Source organism: Ciceribacter sp. RN22 (genome assembly GCF_024054295.1).
Classification (GTDB): Bacteria; Pseudomonadota; Alphaproteobacteria; order Rhizobiales; family Rhizobiaceae; genus Allorhizobium; species Allorhizobium lividum.
The window spans coordinates 7,041-22,900 of record NZ_JAMXLD010000001.1; the positions used below are offsets into that span (position 1 = coordinate 7,041).

At 64.2% G+C, this 15,860-nt stretch carries 10 protein-coding genes and 1 tRNA gene; 3 read left to right on the plus strand and 8 right to left on the minus strand.

The window, feature by feature from the left end:
* Positions 1-106 precede the first annotated feature (106 nt).
* Both NHF53_RS00040 and NHF53_RS00045 read right to left on the minus strand, forming a co-directional pair.
* A tRNA-His gene (locus NHF53_RS00040) sits at positions 107-183 on the minus strand.
* 136 nt (positions 184-319) lie between these two features.
* Positions 320-769, minus strand: a complete 450-nt coding sequence (locus tag NHF53_RS00045) for a phasin (RefSeq protein WP_114362562.1) — start codon at positions 767-769, stop codon at positions 320-322.
* Between the two features lie 228 nt (positions 770-997).
* On the opposite strand from NHF53_RS00045, the gene NHF53_RS00050 reads away from it, so the two are divergent.
* On the plus strand, positions 998-4,444 hold the full coding sequence (locus NHF53_RS00050; protein ID WP_252832570.1) for an ATP-binding protein: 3,447 nt from the start codon (positions 998-1,000) through the stop codon (positions 4,442-4,444).
* A 214-nt stretch (positions 4,445-4,658) separates the two neighbouring features.
* Positions 4,659-6,230, plus strand: a complete 1,572-nt coding sequence (locus NHF53_RS00055) for an iron ABC transporter permease (RefSeq protein WP_252834866.1) — start codon at positions 4,659-4,661, stop codon at positions 6,228-6,230.
* A 22-nt stretch (positions 6,231-6,252) separates the two neighbouring features.
* On the opposite strand, the gene NHF53_RS00060 is transcribed toward NHF53_RS00055, so the two are convergent.
* On the minus strand, positions 6,253-8,205 hold the full coding sequence (locus tag NHF53_RS00060; protein ID WP_252832572.1) for an acetoacetate--CoA ligase: 1,953 nt from the start codon (positions 8,203-8,205) through the stop codon (positions 6,253-6,255).
* A gap of 181 nt (positions 8,206-8,386) precedes the next feature.
* On the opposite strand from NHF53_RS00060, the gene NHF53_RS00065 reads away from it, so the two are divergent.
* A complete protein-coding gene (locus NHF53_RS00065) occupies positions 8,387-10,204 on the plus strand; it encodes an AsmA-like C-terminal region-containing protein (protein ID WP_252832574.1) in 1,818 nt (605 codons plus the stop codon).
* 9 nt (positions 10,205-10,213) lie between these two features.
* Here the strand turns inward: NHF53_RS00065 and NHF53_RS00070 are convergent, their stop codons facing one another.
* The 5 genes from NHF53_RS00070 to NHF53_RS00090 form a co-directional block, all read right to left on the minus strand.
* Positions 10,214-11,029 carry an ABC transporter permease gene (locus NHF53_RS00070; protein WP_114362558.1) on the minus strand — a complete coding sequence of 272 codons (816 nt, stop codon included), beginning with the start codon at positions 11,027-11,029 and terminating at the stop codon, positions 10,214-10,216.
* A 9-nt stretch (positions 11,030-11,038) separates the two neighbouring features.
* Positions 11,039-11,944 carry an ABC transporter permease subunit gene (locus NHF53_RS00075; protein WP_252832576.1) on the minus strand — a complete coding sequence of 302 codons (906 nt, stop codon included), beginning with the start codon at positions 11,942-11,944 and terminating at the stop codon, positions 11,039-11,041.
* A gap of 10 nt (positions 11,945-11,954) precedes the next feature.
* Positions 11,955-13,115, minus strand: coding sequence for an ABC transporter ATP-binding protein (locus tag NHF53_RS00080; protein WP_252832577.1), 1,161 nt, complete (start codon positions 13,113-13,115; stop codon positions 11,955-11,957).
* A gap of 90 nt (positions 13,116-13,205) precedes the next feature.
* Entirely contained in the window at positions 13,206-14,267 is a 1,062-nt protein-coding gene (locus NHF53_RS00085; RefSeq protein WP_374591128.1) for a polyamine ABC transporter substrate-binding protein, read from the minus strand.
* Positions 14,268-14,429: 162 nt separating this feature from the next.
* Positions 14,430-15,854, minus strand: a complete 1,425-nt coding sequence (locus NHF53_RS00090) for a short-chain fatty acyl-CoA regulator family protein (protein WP_114362554.1) — start codon at positions 15,852-15,854, stop codon at positions 14,430-14,432.
* Positions 15,855-15,860 lie beyond the last annotated feature (6 nt).

Sequence of the window (15,860 nt, forward strand, 5' to 3'; positions counted from 1 at the left end):
GAGCAGAGGACTTTGCAAACCATCGACAACCCGTTCGGCACGAGGTTGTCACCCATGTCTTAGGTACACGATGTTACCTATGTCTTCGGTATGGACAGAGAGAAAATGGTACGGTTGGTGGGAATCGAACCTACGACCTCAGGTGCCACAAACCTGCGCTCTAACCAACTGAGCTACAACCGCACAAACAGCGTCCAGGACGCTGTAGGGGGTCACATACGAGCACTCGGCGTTTTTTTCAAGCCCTTTTCGACATGGACAAAAAAAGACCGGAGCAAAGCCCCGGCCCTTTCATTTCAATGATGCGGATTGCCCCGGATCAGGCGACCTTCAGCGAGGACATGGCCTTGTCGGCGGCTTCCTTGCCCTGCTTGGTAACAGTCTCGGCAACCTTCTTGGCGGCTTCCTGCATGGCCTTCGCCTGCTCGACCGTCACCTCGGCTTGCTTGCGCAGGAAGGCGGTCTGGAGTTCGACGAGTTCGGCAACCGACTTCACGCCGAGCAGCGCTTCCATATGGGAAAGCGACATGTCGGCATTGGTCCGCAGGGCCTCGATGGCCTTGAGGCCGAGTTCGACGGTGCCGGCCTGGGCGGTCTGCATCGTGTTCTCGACGGTCTTGCTGGCTTCCTCGGCGGCAGTCTTCATCTTGGCGTAGGCGTCCTTCGACTGCGCAGCACCCTTTTCGGCGAAGTCGCGGAAAGTCTCGGTGAACTTCGACGGGTCGAAAGCCGAGAAGGAGAAGACGTCGCTCTTGTTTGCATTTGCCATTTCGATGCACTCCTGTGTTGGGACGTTTAAGGCGCCCGAATGGATTGGATGATCCTTATATAGCACCTCTTCTTGTGCATTGCAACATTATTGTGCGTCGCACAATTGTCGGAACGGTTAACCGTGTTTTCCGAAAGCCCTGTGCCGTGCTGGACCCTCGCGGCACCCGGAGATATTAAGAATCTGTTAATTGCCGAATAACGCGGCGGTTGCTAATTTGGGTCTATCATGCCTGTTCAGCAGTACCCGTTCATCGACGTCGCCGTGCACGAGAGTGTCCGCGGGCGGTTTGCGCGCGGCGAAGCCCTGGTGCTGTTTTCCGCCGGGCTCGAGCAGGTGCTCTGGGCGAACGGCGCGGGCGCGCGCTTCTTCGGCAACGGTTCGATCTACGATTTCCTCGACCAGGGCCCCGACCGCGGCGACCTCGCCTTCCGCCAGATCGAATCGACCGCGCGGCAGTTGCAGAAGGTCGGCGACCAGCGTTCGCTGCTTCTCCGGCTGACCCAGGGTTTTCAGCGCGTTCCCGTTCAGGCGGCCGCCGAGATGGTCGAGATCCGCTCGGGCGAGCCGGTGGTGCTGCTCGCAATACCGCCGACAGGCCGACGACCGAGTGTCGACGAGTGCGCGAGCGAGATGCTGACCGGGCTCGACGATCCGGACACGCATATGGCGATGCTAGCCGCCGACGGCCGGATCATTGCCGCCTCGCCCGCCTTTTCCGGCCTGTCGATCACCCCGCAGACCGCGCGCACTTTGGTGGCACTCGTCGATGCCGACCGTGACCGGCTGGTGAAGCGACCGATCCCGACCGGCCGCGGTTATCTGCCGGCAGCAATCGGCAAGGTCGCCGATGAGCCGGCGCTCTACCTCCTCTTCGCGGTGGAGACGATCCTCGGCAATCTCGATCCGAGCGGTGGCTTTGAAGAGCCGGCCGCCGAAGTGGCAGCGCCCGAGGAGCCGCAGGTCGAGGATGCCGCCGCCGATTACGGCGCGGTCGTGGACGCGATCGGCGATATCGAGGAGATCGAGACGCCGCCCGAGGTCCTGACGCCCGAAGCCGAAACGACAGAGACAAAAGAGGTCGCAGTGGAGGAGACTGCCCCTGCTGCCGCTGCGACGCCGGAATTTCCGACCGAGCAGACCACGACAGCCGCCGAGGCGGCGGTCGAGGAGGAAGAGCCGCAGCAAAAGGCGGAATTGCCGATGCCGGCTGAAGCGCCTGCCGTTTCCGAACCGGAGGTCTCCACGACGGGGGCAACATCGGACCGTGACTTCGCCTATCGTCCGAGCAGCCGGGCCTCGCGCTTCGTCTGGAAGATCGACGCCGAAGGTCGTTTCAGCGAAGTCTCGAAGGAGTTTGCCGAAGCCGTAGGGCCGCATTCGGCGGCCATCGAAGGGCGGACCTTCGTCGAGGTCGCGCAGACGTTCAACCTCGATCCGGAGGGAAAGATCGCCGACCTCCTGAAGCGTCGCGACACATGGTCCGGGCGCACCGTTTTCTGGCCGGTGGAAGGCACGACCTTGCGTGTGCCCGTCGACCTCGCTGCGCTCCCGACCTATGACCGCAACCGCGATTTCGACGGTTTCCGCGGCTTCGGCATCGTGCGACTGGCGGACGCCATCGTCGACGCCGCCGGCACCGGTCTGGCGCTCGGGGCGCCCTCCGAAGACGTCTCGCCGGCGACCGGAGAGCCCGCCGCAGAGCCTCCTGAAGCCGCAGCAGCGGAGCCGTCGCAGACCTCCGTCCCGGCAGAAACCGCAGCAGAACAAGAGGAACGGCCACGTCCGGAAAGCGAGCCGCCGGCGCTTCTCATCTCCGAAACGCCCGGCAAGCGGCATTCCGACAAGGTGGTGCAGCTCGAAGAACGACGTGCGCGCGGCCGCGACGGCCTCACCCCGGTCGAGCAAGCGGCCTTCCGCGAAATCGCCCGTCGGCTCGAGGCGAGCGGCCTGATCGGCGCGGAAACGCCGCAACAGGAAGAAACACGCGACGGCGCTGCGGAGCCGCCAGTCGCCGAGCCCGGTCAGCCCGAGCCGGAGACCCCGGTGTCTGAAACGGAAGAGCAGACCGCTGCTGTCACGGAGATGCCCGCTGAATCCACCCCGGCTCAGCCGGCGGAGGAACTCTCGCCGACTGCATCTACTGCCTTGCCGCGCAGCCGACGCGACATCGGGCTTTCGCCCGACGTCATCGACCTGATGCCGGTGGCACTGCTCGTCCATGTCGGCGACCGGCTGATTCACGCCAATCCCGAATTCCTGAACCTCACGGGCTACAGCTCTCTGGAAGCGCTGGCAGAGGCCGGCGGCCTCGACGCGCTGCTTCAGCGCCAGGAGCTGGAAGGTGCCGCCGAGCAGGCAAGCGGCATGGTGGTGGTGCGCGCCGACGACCAGTTGGTGCCGGTCACCGCACGCCTGCAATCGGTGCGGTGGGAACAGTCGAGTGCGCTCCTGCTTGCTCTCATCCCCACCGAAGCTCCGGTGAAGGCAGCACGGCCCCCTGTCCAGCTCACCGTCGTCGAGCCGGCGCCGAAGCCCGCCGACGAGAACCATGCGCTGAAGGCGGAAATCGAGGAACTGCGCGCCATACTCGAAACGGCGACCGACGGCGTCGTCGTGCTCAGTCCCGAGGGCGACATCCGCTCGATGAACCGTGCGGCAAGCGCCCTCTTCAACTTCGACGAGGCGGAGACCCGAGGCAAACCCTTCGTGATGCTCTTCGCCCATGAGAGCCAGAAGGCGGTTCTCGACTATCTGGCGGGTCTCGCCGGACATGGCGTCGCAAGCGTGCTGAACGACGGGCGCGAGGTGATCGGCCGCGAGGCGTCCGGCGGGTTCCTGCCGCTGTTCATGACCATCGGCAAGCTCGCCGCCTCGAACGGCTATTGCGCCGTCATCCGCGATATCACGCAATGGAAGCGGACCGAGGAGGAGCTGCGCAACGCCAAACGCGCTGCCGAGACCGCCAATACCCACAAGAGCGACTTCCTCGCACGCGTCAGCCACGAGATCCGCACGCCGCTCAACGCCATCATCGGCTTTGCCGACATGATGGCCGGCGAGCGCTTCGGCCCGATCGGCCATCCGCGCTATACCGAATACGCCAACGACATCGTTCGCTCCGGCCGCCACGTGCTCGACATCGTCAATGACCTCCTCGACATCTCCAAGATCGAGGCGGGTGAAATGGAGCTCGACTTCGAGGCCGTCGGCCTGAACGAAGCCGTTGCGTCTGCCGTTTCGCTTGTTCAGCCGCAGGCGAACACGCAGCGCGTGATCATCCGCACTGCCCTGTCGCAGTCGGTGCCGAACGTGGTCGCCGACCTTCGTTCGATCAAGCAGATCGTGCTCAACATCCTGGCGAATGCCATCCGCTTCACCCCGTCGGGCGGACAGATCATCGTGTCGACCTCCTACGAGAGCAACGGCAGCGTTGTCCTGCGCATCCGCGACACCGGCATCGGGATGTCGCGCACCGAACTCGAGATGGCGATGAAGCCGTTCCGGCAGGTCGCCGCGGGCGGGCGCGGCCGCAGCGACGGAACCGGGCTCGGCCTGCCGCTGACCAAGGCAATGGTCGACGCCAACCGGGCGAGCTTCGCGATCCACTCGGCACCGAACGAGGGCACGCTCGTCGAGATCACCTTCCCCTCGCCGCGCGTCCTGGCGAACTGACGCCGCGCGCGGCGGCAATGCCGCCGGTTCCCTTCCTAGCCCGTTTCAGCTAGATGGTCGTTGTGGGCGCCCGTCACGGGCGAGGCATCTGGTATCGGAGACGAAGGACTTGTCGGTCGAAACGCCCGAAGCAGCGACAGGATATGCAAGACCGGCGCAAGGCCGCGTCGGGGTTGCAGCCGTCTCGGCGATCATCGCCGCGGTCGTCGTGACCATGCCGATCGTCGCGATCTTCGTGATCGGGCTCGGCGGCGGCGGCGACTGGCAGCACATGCTGACCAATGTCGTGCCGCGGGCGACCGGCCGCACACTGGCATTGCTTGCCGCCACCGGCGTCTTCACCGGCATTTTCGGGATCGGAACCGCCTGGCTTGTCGCCTCCTGCGATTTCCCGCTGCGGCGCCTTCTCTCCTCCGCACTGGTGCTGCCGCTCGCCATCCCCTCCTATCTCGCGGCCTACGCCTTCGGCGAATTCCTCGATTTCACCGGGCCGGTACAGGGCGCCTATCGCGCGCTCTTCGGATTCCAGTCGGCTCGTGACTACAGCTTTCCCGACATACGCTCGCTCGGCGGGGCCGTGCTGGTGATGTCGGCGGTTCTCTACCCTTACGTCTATCTCGCCTGCCGCTCGATGTTCGTCATGCAGGGCCGCGCCGCGGCCGACGTTGCGCGCACCCTCGGCGCGGGACCGCTCAGGGTCTTCACCCGCGTGCAGATCCCCATGGCACGGCCGGCGATCATCGTCGGGCTGACGCTCGTCATGATGGAGACGCTGAACGATATCGGCGCGGTCGAATACCTCGGCGTCAACACGCTCACTTTCTCGATCTACGACACCTGGCTCAACCGGGGCAGCCTTTCGGGCGCGGCGCAGATCGCCTGTGTCATGCTTGTCTTCGTCGTCGGCCTGCTGGTCGTCGAGCGTCGCGCCCGGCGCCTGCAGCGCTTCTCGTCCAACAAGACGACGGCGGTCGTTCCCGACGCCGTGCGCCTGACGCTCACGGGCGCCCGAAGATGGGCCGCGACCGTCTTCTGCAGCATCCCCGTCCTCGTGGGTTTCGTCACGCCGGTCGCCGTTCTCTCCGCCTTCGCGCTCCGCCGTCTCGACGATTTCGCCGATGCGCGCCTCCTGAAGGCGCTCGGCCACTCGATACTGGTGTCCTCCGCCGCCGCGATCGTGACGATCCTGCTCGCCTTCATGCTCGCCTATGCATCGCGGACCGAACGCACAGCGCTGACGGCGGGCGCAAGCCGCCTCGCCTCGCTCGGCTACGGCGTGCCGGGCACGATCCTCGGCATGGGCGTGCTGATCCCGCTCGCCGCGATCGACAACGCGGTCGACGGCGCGCTGCGCTCAACGTTTGGCATCTCGACGGGCCTGCTGCTTTCCGGAACCGGCTTTGCGATCGTCTATGCTGCGACGGTGCGCTTCCTCACCATGGCGGAGGGGACGATCGACGCCGGCTTCCACAAGCTCTCGCCGCACCTCGACATGGCGGCGCGGGCGCTCGGGCGCACACGTTTCCAGGCTTTGAAGGAAGTGCTGCTGCCCAACATGCGGCCGGCGGTGCTGACGGCCGCGCTTCTCGTCTTCATCGAGACGATGAAGGAGTTGTCGGCGACGATCCTGCTCCGGCCCTTCAACTTCAACACGCTGGCGACCCTCGTCTACGAGGATGCCTCGCGGGCCAAGGTGCAGGACGCTTCCGTCGCCGCGCTCATCATCATCGTCGCCGGGTTGATCCCGGTCGTGCTCGTCTCGCGCTCGCTCGAGAACCGGGGCTGAGCGCCCCGGTCACGCGAGACGATCAGGACTTGAGCTCTGCAAGATCAGCGAAAAGGTCGAGCGCTTCCGGATTGGCGAGCGCCTCCTTGTTCTTGACTGGCCGACCGTGCACGACGTCACGCACGGCGAGCTCGACGATCTTGCCGGACTTCGTCCGCGGGATGTCGGAAACGGCGATCACCTTGGCCGGCACGTGCCGCGGCGAGGCGCCGGTGCGAATGCGGTTCTTCACTTTCTTCACCAGGTCCTCGTCGAGGCTGACACCGGTCGCGAGCCTGAGGAACAGCACGACACGCACGTCGTCGTCCCAGTCCTGCCCGATGCAGAGCGCCTCGACCACCTCTTCCAGCTGTTCGATCTGGTTGTAGATCTCCGCCGTGCCGATGCGCACGCCGCCCGGGTTGAGCGTGGCGTCCGAACGCCCGTGAATGATGATGCCGTCATGGCTCGTCCACTCGGCGAAATCGCCGTGGCACCAGACGTTGTCGAAGCGCTCGAAATATGCGGCGCGGTACTTCACCCCGTCCGGATCGTTCCAGAACATCACCGGCATCGACGGGAAGGCCCTGGTGCAGACCAGCTCGCCCTTCTCGCCGCGCACCGGCTTGCCCTCGTCGTCCCATACGTCGACGGCGAGGCCGAGCCCCGGTCCCTGGATTTCGCCGCGCCAGACGGGTTTGAGCGGATTGCCGAGGACGAAGCAGGAGACGATGTCGGTGCCGCCGGAGATCGAAGCGAGATGGATGTCGGACTTGATGCCCTCGTAAACGAAGGAAAAGCCCTCGGGTGAGAGCGGCGATCCGGTCGAGGTCATCAGCCGCAGCGACGACAGGTCGTGGGTGGTCTTCGACGTAAAGCCCCCCTTGCGCACAGCGTCGATGTATTTGGCGGACGTCCCAAAAATCGCAAACTTCTCGGCTTGCGCATAGTCGAAGAGGACGTTGCCGTCCGGATAGAAGGGCGAACCGTCGTAAAGGCAGAGGGTGGCGCCCGAGGCGAGACCCGAAACGAGCCAGTTCCACATCATCCAGCCGCAGGTGGTGAAGTAGAAGAGCTTCTCACCGGCGCGTAGACCGCAATGGAAGCGCTGCTCCTTCAGGTGCTGCAGAAGCGTCCCGCCGGCCGAGTGCACGATGCATTTCGGAATGCCGGTGGTGCCGGAGGAAAAGAGGATATAGAGCGGATGGGAGAATGGCAGCCGTACGTATTCGACGGCCCTTGCTTCATAAGGCGTCACGAAGTCGGCAAGCGTCCTGCCGTTCGAAAGCCCGTCTGCGAGGCCGACTGCATCGCCCGCATAGGGAACGACCACGACCGGGCACCCGAGCTTCGCGGCGACCGCACGCACCTTGTCGGCGACATCCTGTTTCTTGCCGTTGTACCAATAGCCGTCGCAGCAGATGAAGAGCTTCGGCTCGATCTGACCGAAGCGGTCCAGCACGCCCTGCTCGCCGAAGTCCGGGGAACAGGAAGACCAGATCGCCCCGAGGGAGGCCGCGGCGAGCATCAGCGCCACCGTCTCCGGCATGTTCGGCATCATCGCGGCGATACGATCGCCCTCCCCGATGCCGAGGCTCCGGAAGGCCTGTTGCAGGCGCGAAACCGTCGATCGCAACCGGTCCCAGGACCAGCGGTCTTCCGTCTTGTCTTCGCCACGGAAGATGATGGCATCGCCCTCGCCCGTCAGCGGCAGCAGGTTCTCGGCGAAATTGAGCCTGGCATCCGGGAAGAAGCGGGCTTCGAGCATGTCGTCGCCATCGACGAGCATGCGCTCCCCCTTCTCGCCCTTGACGTCGCAATAGTCCCAAACGGCCGACCAGAAGGCACCGCGGTCCGCGATCGACCAGTCGTAGAACGCGTCATAGTCGCGGAAATCGCGTCCCGTGCGTTCACCGCACCAGTGCATGAAATGATAAAGGGGGGTCGACTTTCGGAATTCCTCAGACGGCGACCAAAGCGGCATTTCGTGTTGCATGGTGTACTCCTCACGTCCTTTGCCTGTATAGCAGTTTGCACCGCAATATAAAGAGCGCAGGTGCAGCAGCCGGGTGAATTGCCACCGCCCGGCATTTGCGATATCCGCGGTCGAGACGCCGCATCGCCAAAGCGGCGGAACGGGCTTACATTCGAACATGACCGACGAACGGAACAAGAGCGTGCCCAGGAAGAGAACCAGGCAGAAGCGGAAGACGGAACGGCTCCTGCAATGGGGCCTCGTCGCCGTCCTCACCGTCCTTTCGGTCTATCTCGTCTCCCGCCTCGCCGCCCCCTATCTCGTGTCGAGCAGCCTCGTTCGATCAGCCCTGGAACGGGCCGTCGCCGAATGGACCGGGCACACCGTCCACATCAAGGGCGCTCCGGAAATCTCCTTCTTCCCCGAACCGCGGATCACCCTCAATGCCGTGCGGATCAGCAAGCCGACCGCAGAGGGCGAGAAGGTGCTCGCCGAAATCGAACGGCTATCCGCCTCTTTCGGCTTGCTCGACGCGGTTCGTGGCTCTCCGGAATTTCGCGAGTTCCGTCTGGGGCACCCCCGCGTCTTCGTCGAGCGCGACCAGCAGGCGCGGCTCGACTGGGCGAGCGAGGGGCGTCTCAGCAGCGCGGTGAAGAGCGTTCGTCCGCGCGAGGGCGGACACCAGACACTGGACGCCGACGCCGACGCCGAGGTCGGCTCCGTGACGGTCGAGGAGGGTAGCATCGCAATCCATGACCAGGCCTCGCGACGAACCTTCGTCGTCGACGGCATCTTGGCCGACGTCTCGTGGCCGCGGCTTTCCTCCGCGCTCACCGCCTATGTGACGCTCAGGACCGGGGGCCGCGAGGCCCGGCTGGATCTCTCGACGCCGCAACCGCTGCTGCTCTTCGGCGGGCGCGAGGCGTCAATCGGACTTGACTGGACCTCGCCGATCCTGACCGCCTCCTTCGACGGACGGGCAAGTCTCGCCGGCGACGATCTGGTTTCCGGCGCCATGAAAGCCAGCAGTCGCGACGTCAAATCGCTTGCCGCCCTGAGCGGCGTGCACCTGCCGGGGATCGAGACGGCGCAAACCGCGAGCGTTTCCGCCGAACTCGTCAGGACCGGCCGCGACCTGCGCTTCGACCAGCTGGAACTCACGGTCGACGACGCCCATGCGACCGGGATACTGGAACTCTCGCCGCCGGAGAGCGGGCGGCGTCGGCTCTCCGGCACGCTCGCCTTCGACCGCATCGACGTGACCCGCCTGCTCGACGCCTTTTCCCAGAAGGATGCCTCCGGCGAAACACCCCCGCGCCAGCTCGATTTCGATCTGTCTCTTTCGGCCGGCCAAGCGCGGCTCGCGCCATTCACGATCGAGAATATCGCCGCAAGCCTGCTCGCCACACGCGACAAGATTCGGTTCGACATTGCCGACGGCACCTTCGCGAGTGGTCGGCTGCAGGCGCGGCTCGACGGTGCCGGCCCGAGTTTTGCCGGCGGCGGAACACTGCAGCTTTCGCTCGCCGACGCGGACTTGTCGGATCTTGCCGAACGCCTCGCGGTCAAGGGGCCGCTGCCAGACGGTCGCGGCTCGCTCGAACTCGCCCTCAAGGCCGACCGTCCTATATGGACGGCAGGCCCCTCCGGCATCGACGGCACGATACGAGTTGCAGCCAGCGCCGGCACCTTGCGTGGCGTCGACACCGCGGCACTGCGTCGCCTCGCCGGAGAAAAGCCCTTCTTCCACCTCAGCGAGGCAATCGGCGCCGACCTGCCCTTCGACACACTGGTCTTCGCAGCGCACTTCTCCGCAGGATCGGCGACGATCGACGAGGCGCGGCTCAAGGGGTCGTCGGACGACCTGCAGCTGTCCGGCATCATTCCCTATGCGAGCCAGGGGCTTGCGCTTTCAGCCACTCTCTCGCCGCCGGCCACTGCCGGGGACGCGGCGGCACCGCCGCTTCGCTTCTTCATCGGCGGTTCCTGGCCCGATCCCGTGATGTCGCCTGCGCCGTAAGGAACGCCGTCAGGCCTGGGTCGCGGCGACGTGCTCGTCGCGCAGGCGCTGCAACTCGCGCTGTTTGGTGGTGATCGAGGCGATGATGACGCCGATGGTCACGACGCCAATGAGGATGGTGCAGACGGCGTTGATCTCCGGCGTGACCCCGAGGCGAACCTGCGAATAAATCTTGATCGGCAGGGTCGTCGCTCCTGGCCCGGTCGTGAAGCTCGATATGACCAGATCATCGAGCGACAGCGTGAAGGCGAGCATCCAGCCGGAAACGACGGCCGGCATGATGAGCGGCAGCGTGATCCTGAAGAAGGTTCGGACCGGCGGGCAGCCGAGGTCGAGCGCCGCCTCCTCGAGGCTGCGGTCGAAGGTCAGGAGCCGCGACTGCACGACGATCGCCACGTAGCACATGGTGAAAGTGACATGGGCGAGCGTCAGCGTCAGCATGCCGCGATCGAGGCCAACCGCCACGAAAAGCAGAAGCAGCGACAGGCCGGTGATCACCTCCGGCATGACGAGCGGCGCGTAGACCATGCCGGAAAACAGCATCCGTCCCGGAAACCGGCCGTAGCGCACCAGCGCCAGTGCCGCCAGCGTACCGAGTACGGTGCCCAGCGTGGCGCTGATCAGGCCGACGCGGATCGTCACCCAGGCGGCATCGAGCAGGCCCTGGTTCTGCCAGAGTGCACCGTACCATTTGAGCGAGAAACCGCCCCAGACGGTGACGAGCTTCGATTCGTTGAAGGAATAGATGATGAGAATGACAATCGGGAGATAGAGGAAGGCGAACCCGATGGTGAGGACGGTGGCGTCGAACTTGCCCGGTTTCATGGCGTCACCTCACACCTTCTGCTGCTGGTTCTGGAAGATCATGATGGGAATGACCAGCAGCAGCAGCAGCACTACGGCGACCGCGGAGGCGAGCGGCCAGTCGCGATTGCCGAAGAACTCCGTCCAGAGTGTCTTGCCGATCATCAGCGTATTCGGGCCACCGAGCAGGTCCGGGATGACGAACTCGCCTGTGATCGGGATGAAGCAGATCATCGAGCCGGCGATCACGCCGGGGATCGACAGCGGGAAGGTGATGCGCCAGAAGGCCTTCCACGGCGGGCATCCGAGGTCGCTTGCCGCCTCCAGGAGCGTGCCGTCGAGCTTTTCGAGCGCCGAATAGAGCGGTAGCACCATGAAGGGCAGATAGGAATAGACGATGCCGATGAAGATCGCCGTCTCGGTGCGGAAGATCTGCACCTGCTGGTCCGGTCCATAGATGTGCAGAGCCTGCAGCACGAGCGTCAAAAGCCCCTCCGGCTTGAGAATGCCGATCCAGGCGTAGACGCGGATCAGGAACGAGGTCCAGAAGGGCAGGATGACGAGCATCAGCAGCGTCGGCCGGATGGTGACGGAGGCCCGCGCCATGCCGAGCGCGATCGGATAACCGATCAGGAGCAGAAGAAAGGTGGAAATCACCGCGATCCGCAGGGACGACAGATAGGCGCTGTAATAGAGCGGATCCTCGGTGAGGAAGAAGTAATTCTCGAGATCGAGCTGCGAGACGAAGTCGCGGAGCGCGGAAAAGCCCTCGAACACGGGGACGTAGGGCGGCATCGCGATCGCAGTGTCGGAGAGCGATATCTTCACGACGATCAAGAAGGGTGCGAGAAAGAAAAGCGCCATCCACACATACGGAACGAAAACGACGAGCCAGCGTGCCGGGCTTGCCTTGGGGAGTGATATCTCTTCTTCCATCGTTCTCTCCTCAGCGCGTCAGCACGAGGCCGGCATCGGCCGGCCACGTCAGCCACACCATGTCGCCGTAGGTGATCGGCCGGTCGACGAGACGGGAGATATTGGCCTGCGCGGCGCGGAAGGTGCGCCCGTCCTCCAGCTTGACGACGAAGACCGAAAAGTCGCCGAGATAGCCGATGTCCCAGACCTCGCCGTAAAGCGCATTGGTCGCGGTCTCCTCCGGAGTGTCCAGCGAGATGCGCACCTTTTCGGGACGAACCGCGAAAGCGACACTCGCGCCGGGCGCCACGTCGCATTGCTGCTCCACCACGGCCGTGAAGCTTCCGTAGGAGACCCTGGCCACTTCGCTGCCGTTGCGGCCGTCGTTCGTGCGGCCTTCGAAGGTGCCCTCGACGATGTTGATGTCCCCGATGAAATCGGCGACGTAGCGGCTGTTCGGTGCCTCGTAGATCTCGGCCGGCGTCGCCACCTGCACGATGACGCCCTTGTCCATGACGGCGATGCGGTCGGACACCGTCATCGCCTCTTCCTGGTCGTGGGTGACGATCAGGAAGGTGAGGCCGAGCGTCGTCTGGATGTCGATGAGCTCGAACTGCGTCTCCTCGCGCAGCTTGCGGTCGAGCGCGCCGAGCGGCTCGTCGAGCAGCAGCACCTTCGGACGCTTGGCGAGCGAACGGGCGAGCGCCACACGCTGGCGCTGGCCGCCCGAAAGCTGGTTCGGCTTGCGCTTGGCGAACTGCTCGAGCTTGACGAGCTTCAGCATCTCCTGGACGCGCGCGTCAATCTCGCCTTTCGGCAATTTGTCCTGTTCGAGCCCGAACGCGATGTTCTTCTCGACGGTCATGTGCGGGAAGAGCGCGTAGGACTGGAACATCATGTTGGTCGGGCGGCGGTAGGGCGGAACGCCGGAGATGTCCTTGCCCTGCAACAGGATTCGTCCCTCGGTGGGGTCTTCGAAGCCCGCCAGCATGCGCATGAGCGTGGTCTTGCCGCATCCCGAAGGCCCAAGCAGCGAGAAGAACTCCCGCTCGTAGATGTCTAGAGTGAGATTGCTCACCGCCGTGAAGTCACCGAAGCGCTTGGTGACGTTTTCGAAGCGGATGAAGGGCACCGCATTCGGATCGGTCCATGGTGAGAATTTACGTTTTACCGGCCCCAGAGACTTCGCCATTGCCCGACCCAAATTCCTGAAAAATACCCGATTAACCCGTGAAAACGACACCGGGCGCGTCGATGCGCGCCCGGTCAGTTCGCCTGCGGGTCAGTTGCCCGTTTTTATCTGTGTCCAGACCCGGTTGAGGACACGCTGTTCCTTGGGGCCATAGGGCGAGATGGTGAAGAGCTTCTTCATCGTCTCCGGATCGGGATAGACGGAGGGATTCTTGAAGACGCTCTCGTCGAGCAGGGGCTGTGAGGCAAGGTTGCCGTTCGCATACTGCACGTAGTTGGACGCCTTGGCGATAACGTCGGGCTTCATCAGGAAGTTGATGAACTCGTGGGCTTCTTCGACGTTCTGGGCGTCCGCCGGGATCGCCAGGTTGTCGAACCACATATAGGTGCCTTGCTTCGGGATGACGTATTCGATGTGGACGCCGTTGTTGGCCTCCTCGGCGCGGGCCTTGGCCTGCAGGACGTCGCCGGACCAGCCGATGGTCATGCATATGTCGCCGTTGGCGAGGTCATCGATATAGGAAGAGGAGTTGAAGGTCTTCACCGACGGACGGATGTCCATATAGACCTTGCCGCCCTCTTCGAGCTCGGCCGCATCCTTGCTGTCCGGGTTCTTGCCGACATAGTTGAGCGCGATCGCGAAGGTCTCGTCCGAGGCGTCGAGGATGTTGATGCCGCAGGATTTCAGCTTCTCGGCATTCTCCGGCTTGAAGAGAACGTCGAAGCTGTCGACCGGCACGTCGCCGAGCGCGGCCTTCACCTTGTCGACATTGTAGCCGATGCCGGTGGTGCCCCACATGTAGTTGACGGCGTATTCGTTGCCGGGGTCGTACTTGGCCAGGCGCTCCATGACTTCCGGCCACATGTTCTTCAAGTTCGGCAGCTTCGACTTGTCGAGCTTCTGGAAGACGCCCGCCTGGATCTGGCGCGCGAGGAAGGGAGCAGTCGGAACGACGACGTCGTAACCCGAGCCACCGGCAAGCAGCTTGGTTTCGAGCAGTTCGTTGCTGTCGAACACGTCGTAGACGACCTTGATGCCGGTCTCCTTGGTGAATTCTTCCAGCACCGACTCGTCGATGTAGTCCGACCAGTTGTAGACGTGAACCACACGGTCTTCTGCATTTGCGGCAGCCGCAAACAGCAGCGTCGCCATGGCTACGGACGCCAAACGAGTGAAATCGGATATCATAATATCTCCTGTCTTTTATTCCCCGGGTGGGCGAACGCCCCTCGTTATTCTTTGTTTTTTTGGCAGACTAGAAAGGAAATCGACGGGCGACAAGGGGAAAAAGCTATATCGGCAAGAAGGCGTCGTTCACTGGAAGTCGAAGGCAGAGAGCCCGGTCACCATTTCGTCCAGGCCGAGCGGACGTGTCACCGGAGGCTCGGCGCGGGCGAGACAACCCTGCCTCTCGCAGAGCCGGCACACCGTACCGACGGCAACCGGCGGCAGGCCGCCGGCGACCGTCTGCCCATAGACCACTTCGTCGCGATAGGCGATGTCGCAGCCGAGCAGCAGCGCCGTACGCCGGACCCGCTCGTTGAATCCCGCCTGCGGCCCGTCGAGGGTTCGCGAGACCGTCAGGAAGCCGGTGCCGTCGGGCATTTCCACATGGTCGACGAGGATCTGCGCGGGCTGGGCGAAGGCGGCATGAATGTTGAGCTTGGGGCAGCCGCCGCCGAACTTCGCCTGCGGAAAGCCACTCGCGCCCGCCTTGCGGAAGCGATGGCCGGCATTGTCGACCTCGAGCATGAAAAAGGGGATGCCTGCAGCACCCGGGCGCTGCAGCATCGTCAGCCGGTTCGCCACCTGTTCGTAGGAGACGGAAAAGCGGGAGCGCAGGACATCGACGTCATATCGGGCACGCTGCGCAGCCGAAAGAAAGGCACCGTAAGGCATGATGAGCGCATGGGCGGCATAACGGGCGAGCTCGAAGCGGCCGAGACGCTTCGCCTCGCCGGTCGAGAAGGAGAGCCCTTCCAGCTCGGCAAGGATCTCCTCTCCGAGCGCCAGCAGACAGACCTCCATGGCGATTTCCCGCAACTGGTCGAAAGGCGACAGCCGCTCGGACAGGAAGAGACGCATCGAATGCCGGTCGTAGCGCCGACGCAGATTGGGCATCGCATGGATCGGCAGTGCGCGCACGACGATGCCATGCTTGGCGCGAAGCCAGTTTTTCAGCGCGACGACGAGATCGTCGCCAGCAGAGAGGCCGAGCCCGGCGTGGAAGGCCTCCGCCGCATCCTCGATCCGCGCAAAGAAGTTCGGCCGCTTCTCGAAGGTCTCGCGCACCTCGTCGATCGGTAGCCGCGTACCGGAAAGCGAGGTTGCATGGCCCTCGCGAGCCAGAAGCTCGGCGAGGTCGGTCAGCCGGCTCGCCTGCTCGCGATAGGCCCGGTAGAGCTTTATCACGCCGTTCGCGGCGTTTGGTGCGGCCTCGGCCACCTCGATGAGTTCCTGGTCGCCCGGCACCTCGCCGGCGAGCAATGGATCGGCAAAGACCTCGCGCAACTGGCTCGCGGTGCCGCCGGCCTCCCCCTGCAATTCATCGAGATCGACCTTGTAGACGGCCGCGAGCTTCAGCAGCAGCTGCACCGTCAGTGGGCGCTGGTTGCGCTCGATGAGGTTCAGGTAGGAGGGCGAGATTTCCAGCGCCTCGGCCATGGCCGTCTGAGTGAGGCCGAGACCGTTGCGGATACGCCGGACCCTCGGACCTGCAAAGATCTTGTGCTCCGCCATTTTACA